This is a genomic window from Pseudoalteromonas sp. Z1A6 (assembly GCF_011378745.1).
GTDB lineage: Bacteria > Pseudomonadota > Gammaproteobacteria > Enterobacterales > Alteromonadaceae > Pseudoalteromonas > Pseudoalteromonas arctica.
In genome coordinates this window covers 1-7,538 of record NZ_WTKW01000210.1, presented here as the reverse complement: position 1 = coordinate 7,538, position 7,538 = coordinate 1, and the positions used below count along the sequence as shown (strand labels likewise).

8 protein-coding genes are annotated in these 7,538 nt (G+C 39.6%); 5 read left to right on the top strand and 3 right to left on the bottom strand.

Annotation, left to right across the window (positions count from 1 at the left end; translation table 11 throughout):
- Window positions 1-132: 132 nt before the first annotated feature.
- The 3 genes from GQR46_RS13345 to GQR46_RS13335 all read right to left on the bottom strand — a co-directional run bounded on the left by GQR46_RS13345 (window position 133) and on the right by GQR46_RS13335 (window position 3,811).
- The gene (locus tag GQR46_RS13345; RefSeq protein ID WP_165741203.1) at window positions 133-2,388 is read right to left on the bottom strand and encodes an aminotransferase class V-fold PLP-dependent enzyme; all 2,256 of its coding nucleotides are present in this window, start codon (window positions 2,386-2,388) and stop codon (window positions 133-135) included.
- A gap of 135 nt (window positions 2,389-2,523) precedes the next feature.
- Window positions 2,524-3,600 carry an AI-2E family transporter gene (locus GQR46_RS13340; RefSeq protein WP_165728202.1) on the bottom strand — a complete coding sequence of 359 codons (1,077 nt, stop codon included), beginning with the start codon at window positions 3,598-3,600 and terminating at the stop codon, window positions 2,524-2,526.
- On the bottom strand, window positions 3,593-3,811 hold the full coding sequence (locus GQR46_RS13335) for a hypothetical protein (protein WP_165741202.1): 219 nt from the start codon (window positions 3,809-3,811) through the stop codon (window positions 3,593-3,595). The genes GQR46_RS13340 and GQR46_RS13335 overlap by 8 nt, the downstream gene beginning before the upstream one ends.
- A 146-nt stretch (window positions 3,812-3,957) precedes the next feature.
- Between GQR46_RS13335 and GQR46_RS13330 the strand changes: the two genes are divergently transcribed.
- From GQR46_RS13330 to GQR46_RS13310, 5 genes are read left to right on the top strand one after another with little or no spacing between them, the layout of a single operon-like run.
- Window positions 3,958-4,623, top strand: coding sequence for a hypothetical protein (locus GQR46_RS13330; protein ID WP_165728201.1), 666 nt, complete (start codon window positions 3,958-3,960; stop codon window positions 4,621-4,623).
- Between the two features lies 1 nt (window position 4,624).
- A complete protein-coding gene (locus tag GQR46_RS13325) occupies window positions 4,625-6,082 on the top strand; it encodes a M48 family metalloprotease (RefSeq protein ID WP_165728200.1) in 1,458 nt (485 codons plus the stop codon).
- Between the two features lie 53 nt (window positions 6,083-6,135).
- A complete protein-coding gene (gene arsC, locus GQR46_RS13320) occupies window positions 6,136-6,483 on the top strand; it encodes an arsenate reductase (glutaredoxin) (RefSeq protein WP_165728199.1) in 348 nt (115 codons plus the stop codon).
- Window positions 6,483-7,037, top strand: a complete 555-nt coding sequence (gene wrbA, locus GQR46_RS13315; RefSeq protein ID WP_165728198.1) for an NAD(P)H:quinone oxidoreductase — start codon at window positions 6,483-6,485, stop codon at window positions 7,035-7,037. The genes arsC and wrbA overlap by 1 nt, the downstream gene beginning before the upstream one ends.
- A complete protein-coding gene (locus GQR46_RS13310) occupies window positions 7,034-7,477 on the top strand; it encodes a DUF2069 domain-containing protein (protein WP_024608624.1) in 444 nt (147 codons plus the stop codon). The genes wrbA and GQR46_RS13310 overlap by 4 nt, the downstream gene beginning before the upstream one ends.
- Window positions 7,478-7,538: the final 61 nt, after the last annotated feature.

The window sequence follows — 7,538 nt, the reverse complement described above, 5'->3', positions numbered from 1 at the left end:
CCCCTAGATTGAACAAATTTTAATCCTGAAAGGTCAACAGGCCCTAGGGCTTGTTTACCTTGCGAGCAAATAAACCTTAAAAACAAAAAAAATCGGCCCTAAAGCCGATTTTGTATAAATTACAATCTTTGTTTAATTACTAAGCGCTAACCCGCCACTTAGGTTATAAACCGTTTTGTATCCTAGTTGCATTAAATTAGTTGCAGCAATTTTTGAGCGGTTACCACTACGGCATAATAAAATGTACTTGTTATTTTTGTTTAATTGCCCTTCAAATACCGCATTTGCCATTCTGCTAAGTGGTATATTTAATGTTTTTTCATCTAGCGTATTAAATAACTGAGCAACATTATTTGCTCCATGCTCATACGGCTCCCGAGTATCTATTAAATATGTATCGCTGGTGTTTAACATTACTTTAGCGTCATCAAAATTTAATTGCTGTGTATCAACCTCAGGTAACGCATTTACATAACCACACAATTGCGTGTTATCTACTTGTTTTGAAGCGTCGTACTGCTGTTTTTGTATTGCAAATTCATCAACTGAAATACTGCCGCTCACTAACGCATCAAGTAATGGTGTTTGGTTTTGCTGTACAGCCCAGTTCATGGCAAAACATTGTTGGTAATCGTGCCCTGAGCAAATAATGCTGGTGCTATTAAGTTGCTCGCTCATTGCTAAAATAGAGCGTGCCATTGCTTTTGCATCCCCACCTATAAGCGATGTATTGCCAAGCCCTGCAGGCAGTATTAAATCACCACAAAAACAGTAACGCGTTTCGCCATTACTGTTTTTTAATAAATAACTTACACTGTCTTTGCTGTGCCCAGGTGTAACTACTTTTTCAAGTACGTCGTTTGCCAAGTTAATACTTGCTGTATTTAGCGGCCAACCTAGCGAATCAACCTCACCTTTTATAACTCTTGAGTCAAGAACGCTGGTTAGTAAATTAGTCGCTGACTCTCGCTCTTGATGCAGATGAGTATTAAGCACCGCCGATATAGTTAAGTTTTGTGTATTAGCTATTTTTTCAAAGCGCGGAATAAGCTCAATAATAGGATCGATAATTACAGCGTGTTTATCATCGCTCACATAAAGCCAACTACATGCACCTTGGTGCCTAAATTGAGTAAGGCCCAGTGCGCATACTTCTTGTTGTGGTGTGGTGCTGTCAGATACGATTAAACAGTTTGCCTGTAGTATTGCTTTAAGAGCGCAAATACGCACACAAGCATCATCAATATCGTGTTGTGTTGCAGCAGGTCCAAACGATAGCCTAATCGCGTTTTCGCTTTGCCACTTACTTGCACCCATTGCATCTAAAACAAAACTTGTTGATGCGCCTGTACTACAAGCCGAGCCTCCACTTACACGAATGCCCGCAGCGTCAAATAAATCAATCACTTCTTTGCTCGTTAAATCGTTAACAGCAAAGTTAAGTGTGGTAGGCACGCTATAAGCAAAATCATGATTGAATGTAATATCGCCAAAGGTGTCTTTTATCGCGCTTTGTAACTGGCTTCGATAAGAGTTAAGTATGCTAATTGGTTTAAATGTATCGTCTGATTTATCAAGCAACATACTAAATAGCTTATTTAACCCTGCAATACCGGGTAGATTTTCGGTGCCTGAGCGCATTCCACTTTCTTGACCGCCACCCGCTATAAAAGGTGTGTACGCACTGCCACTACGAATATATAAAAAACCAATACCTTTAGGTGCATAAAGCTTATGCCCCGAAAAAGGTGCGTAGTCTATTGTTGTATCACTCAGCGCGAGCGCTTGTTTACCGAGCGCCTGCACGCAATCCACCATCCACGATACATTTTTATTACGGCTACGAATTACCTGCTCAATAGCGGGTAAATCTTGATATACACCGGTTTCGTTATTAACGGCCATGGTGCAAATCATCAAAGCGTTATCGATATGTTTAGCTATAAAATCTAAATCTAAAATACCGTTACTATCAACCGGAATAGCAAGCACCTCAGCATTAACGTCAAGTACGCTATTCCAGTGTTTAAGTGTATTTGGCACCGCTTTATGCTCAGTTGCACCATATAACAATACAGGGTTTTTAATCGGGTGTTTTTTAGCATCAATTAGCGTAGAAACCACCGCAGTTTGAATGCCTTCTGTTGCGCCAGAGGTAAATAAAATATCGCCATTACTTGCGCCAATAACCGTGTGTGCTTTTTGACGTGTTTGTTCTAATAAATGCTTGGCTTGTATACCTGTAATGTGCGGACTTGAAGGATTACCAAAACATATTTGCATGGTATGAGAAACAACATCAGCAATACAAGGCAACACAGGGGTCGTTGCGTTTGCATCAAGGTAAACTTGTTTTACTGGCTCATCGTGCAATAAAAACTCAGACATTAAAAAACGCACCTTATTACTAAAAAATATATCTTATTACCAATAGTACATAAATTTACAGGTAATGAGTAATAATCAATTAGCACTAGAGGTGCGTTTACTATTCTTTTTTAGACTAAAAGTCTGTTTACTTAATTATTCACTGGCCTCTTTACTTATCTCTTCATGCGTTGACGACCAAGCTGTTATTAGCGCTTTTACTAATGAAGCCAACGGGATGGCAAAAAATACGCCCCAAAATCCCCACAAGCCACCAAAAAATAATACCGCGACAATTATAAATACCGGATTTAAATCAACCGCCTCAGAAAACAGCAGTGGCACAAGCACGTTGCCATCAAGCGCCTGAATAATTCCGTAAATAATTAAAATGGTCCAAAACTGTGTTTCTAATCCAAACTGAAACAGCGCAACTGCCGCTACCGGAATAGTGACGAGTGCCGCGCCAATAAATGGAATTAATACCGACAAGCCAACAAGCACACCAAGTAATGCGGCGTAGCGTAAATCTAAAACAGTAAATGCAATAAAAGACACACCACCAACAATTAAAATTTCAAACACTTTACCGCGAATGTAATTCATAATTTGTTGATTCATTTCGTGCCACACTTGCAAAATTAAGCGTCGTTGCTGCGGGATCAGTTTAGCAATACTCCCCGTTAGCTCCAGCTTATCTTTAAGCATAAAAAACACCAGTAACGGCACAAGTACTAAATATATAAGCCATGCAACAACATCTTTTAATGACGTAAGTGAAAACGACAATACAGTTTGACCAAACTCAATGATTTTAGCTTCTACCGTTGCAACAATAGCTTGTACTTGATCTATGTTAATTAAACTTGGGTATTGTTCAGGTAAAGCCATTAAATAAGACTTCCCTTGCTCTAACATATGCGGGGTTTCTTGCACTAAGTTACTGGTTTGCTTCCAAAGCACTGGGCCAATAACCAAAATAAGGGTGAGCATAATGCTAATAAATATCAACATTACAATAATCGTTGCAGTAAAACGTTTTAAGCCAACGCGCTCTAAATGAATAACCGGCCAATCAAGTAAATAAGCAATAACCAATGCTACAAGCACAGGAACAATTAACGAGCCAAAAAAGTAAAGTAAGGCCACAGAGGCCAATAATAAAAATAATAAGGTAGACGAATGAGGATCCGAGAACTTCCTTTCGTACCATGTTTTTACGTATTCAAACATGTAATGGCTCCACTAATAACAACCCACGTTGTTTATCAAAATTGTAACTATAAGCATTTTTTTGCAAAAAACGTTCAATATCGTTCGCACTTTCACCTTTATTAAGACTAAAGGTGATGCGATGTTTTGATGACTGTGCACTTCGTAGCGCAAGTTTAAACTGCACAAATTGCTGAGGACACTCAAACTCTTTTAAATCGCGCTCCACCATAACTACTTTATCCGTATAGTAAATGAATAATAAGTCGCATATTGTCGGTCTACGTATTTATAAAACGTGAACCGTTGTAACTTTTTCTTAAAACAACACCTGCAATAGTTTATCCTTATAGCATAACTAGCAGTAAGGATAAGTTAATGCCTGGAACGCATAATAAAGCGCAACTACCCAGTAATCCAACACTCAAAGAGATTAATTGGTTTAAAAAGCAAATTAATTGGGGCGAACTTCCTCCTTTTTATCATCTTGTTGCCTCATCAATAAGCGAATCAGAAGGAATTTTAGATCATGGATTCGACAATGCAGTTAAACAACTTATAGATAAACGCAATTGGAACTTAGATTTATTAGAAGGCCATGAAGACAGCTTTGGTGTAATACATACTAAACATAAGCCACGTATAGCGCTGCACCAAGTATTTACCGACAGAGGCTTTGAGTTATGGGCACAGCCTTATGCTAAAGATGTTATTGTTGACCAATACGTAAAAGATAATCGCTTTATGGAATTTAGAGTGTGGGATCCGCATTCAATGAAAAATCTAATCAGAATAAATCAATTACATAAGTTTATTGGCTTTTATTTTGAACGAGGCGACAAAGCAGATAAAGCCATTATTTTACATGCACATAAAGTAGTACATAAAATTATTACTTTTTTGCAGCGAGAATTGAACGTTGTAAAGCTTGATGGAGTCACAATAAAAGAACTATACCAATTGTGCGAAAAAGACAGCCGTGCAAGCAGTGACGAAATAGACATAGCCAAAATTGCAATTGGCGAACCAATTAACAAGGAATAAAATGCAGCTAAAATCAGCATTTATCACTTTATGCAGTGCCGCGCTTACGTTCAGCTTATTAGTAAGCGAACCTTTAAAAGCGCAAACTAACTTTACTCTTCCTGATTTAGGAACATCTGCATTACAAGCGCTGCCACTTGAAAAAGAAAAAGCTATTGGCGAAGTAATGATGATGCAAATACGCGGTTCATCGCCCGTTATAAACGACCCTGTATTGGATGAATACCTGACCACTATTGGCCGTAAATTGGTGGCTAATGCTAACGATGTGCGCTTTCCGTTTTCGTTTTTTTGGATAAACAACTCAGAAATAAACGCCTTCGCCTTTTACGGCGGGCATGTAGGTGTGCACACAGGGTTAATAGCACAAGCCGATAACGAGAGCCAGTTTGCCTCTGTACTTGGCCACGAAATTGCTCACGTAACACAGCGCCACTTAGCACGTAGAATTCAACAACAACAGGATAACAGCGCGCTGACCATTGCCGGTATGATTGCCGGTATACTGGCAACAGTTGTTGCACCCGACGCCGGCATTGCCATTATATCTGCCAGCCAAACGCAGTCTGCTTTTAGTCAGTTAACGCATAGCCGCTCAGCCGAGCAAGAAGCCGACCGTATAGGTATGCAAACTCTTAATAATGCGGGTTTTGATGCACGTGCATCGAGCGAATTTTTAACTAAACTTGCAGCGCAAATTCGCTATAAATACAAGCCACCTGCGTTTTTGCTTACTCACCCATTACCAGAGAGCCGCGTATCAGACGTACGCTTGCGGGCAGAGCAGTATCCTCAACGCCATATAAACGCGAGCCTTGAGTTTAGTTTAGCAAAAAGTCGCGTACTGGCACGTTATTACAACAAACCAGAAAAAGCGGAAGACCTATTTAGAAAGCTCCTTCGCGAAAACACCTACAACAATACAGCATTAAAATACGGTTTAGCTATTAGTTTGCTTGATCAAAAAAAGCTTGATGAAGCAGCGCCAATGTTAGATGAGCTTTTAAAAAACGATCCTAAAAACCTATTCTATATAGACACTCATACCGATTTACTCATCGCACAAAAAAAGGCAGATGAAGCCGTTAAATTTTTAGCGGATTTAAATCAGTATCGCCCTAATAATCAGGTAATTACACTTAACTATGCCAACTCAGCACTTGAAGCTGAGCAATATGAACTTGCCGAAAACATTTTAAAGAGTTTTTTGCTTGAAAAGCCAGATCACAACTTAGGTAAACAACTCCTTGCTGACGCGTATAAAAAACAAGATAAATTAGCCTCTTACCACGAAGCTAACGCTGATGTATTAGCGCAATATGGTGCTTACTTAAAAGCCGCTGATGAAATCCAAAAAGCGCTTAATTTCGTAGAATCAACAGAACTTGTAAAACAACAGCGTTTAAAAGCACTGCTTACTCAGTATCGACTTTTACAAAAAGAGCTAGCGAGGCTTTAAGTCTGCAAGCGCTTACCCTAAAATAGACGCAATTCACACTTTGGAATCATTTTATGTCTGTTACTATTTACCACAACCCTCGCTGCTCTAAATCGCGCGAAACGCTGGCGCTACTGCAAAGTAAAGCGGTAGAGCCAAATATTGTAGAGTATTTAAAAACGCCTCTTACTCACGAGCAAATTTCAATGCTTGTAAGTCAGCTTGGTTTTTCATCAGTACGCGAACTAATGCGCACTAAAGAAGATGCTTACAAAGAACTTAATTTGAAAGATGAAAGCAGTGAGTCAGCATTAATAGACGCCATGGTACAAAATCCAAAGCTAATTGAACGCCCTATTGTTGTTAATAACAATAAAGCAGCTATTGGTCGTCCGCCTGAAAACGTACTAAGCGTTTTATAATGAGCGAAACCATTGTGGTACTTTACCACTCAAGCCATGGCTCAGTTGAAGCAATGGCTCACGAAATAGCAGAATCAATTGAGCAACAAGGCGCAACTGCCCTGCTGCGTACTTTTGTAGCTAAAAATCCGCACGACATTGTAATAACCAAAGATGATTTAATAAATTGTGATGGTTTAGCATTTGGTACGCCAACGCGATTTGGCATGATGGCCTCTCAAGCTAAAAGCTTTTGGGAAACTACCAGCGACTTATGGTTAAAAGGTCAGCTAATAGATAAGCCAGCGTGTGTGTTTTCGTCATCAAGCAGTATGCATGGTGGTAATGAAGCAACCTTACTTAACTTATCTCTGCCACTATTACACCACGGTATGATGCTACTGGGCGTGCCGTACGATGTACCCGAACTACTTGCAACACAAACAGGTGGAACACCATACGGTGCAACACACGTTGCTGGCAGCGCTAATAGTGCACAGCTAAGCAAAGACGAAATTAAAATATGCCAAAGCGTTGGTAAACGCCTTACTCACATTGCGAGAAAACTTAAATGAATACCGCTGACAACCCAGCTAAAAAGCCGATTACAGTAAAGTTTCAGCGTGCCGCACTATTTGGCTATGTAGGTTTACTTGTTCTTATTCCACTGTGGATGTATTTTGTGCCACCTCTAAATGGTAATGCGAGTTTAGTGTCTTTATTTTTGCCTATTATTCCGTTACTACTGCCGTTAAGAGGCATAATTAAAGACAGTACATACACTTATGCGTGGGCTAACTTTGTTGTAATGCTGTATTTTATTCACGGGCTTACCATGCTGTGGGCAGCGCCAGATGAGTTAATTTGGGTATTGCTAGAGCTTGTGTTTGCCTCTTCAATGTTTATTGGCTGTACGTATTATGCAAGGCATCGCGGACAAGAGCAGGGGTTAAAAATCCGTAAGCTTAAAGAAGAACTAGCTGAAGAAAAAGCAGCAAATGAGCACGGTAAATAAGGCTTAACCATAAACGGTTATAAATACAAAAAACGCGCTTAAATTGCTTTAAGCGCGTTTT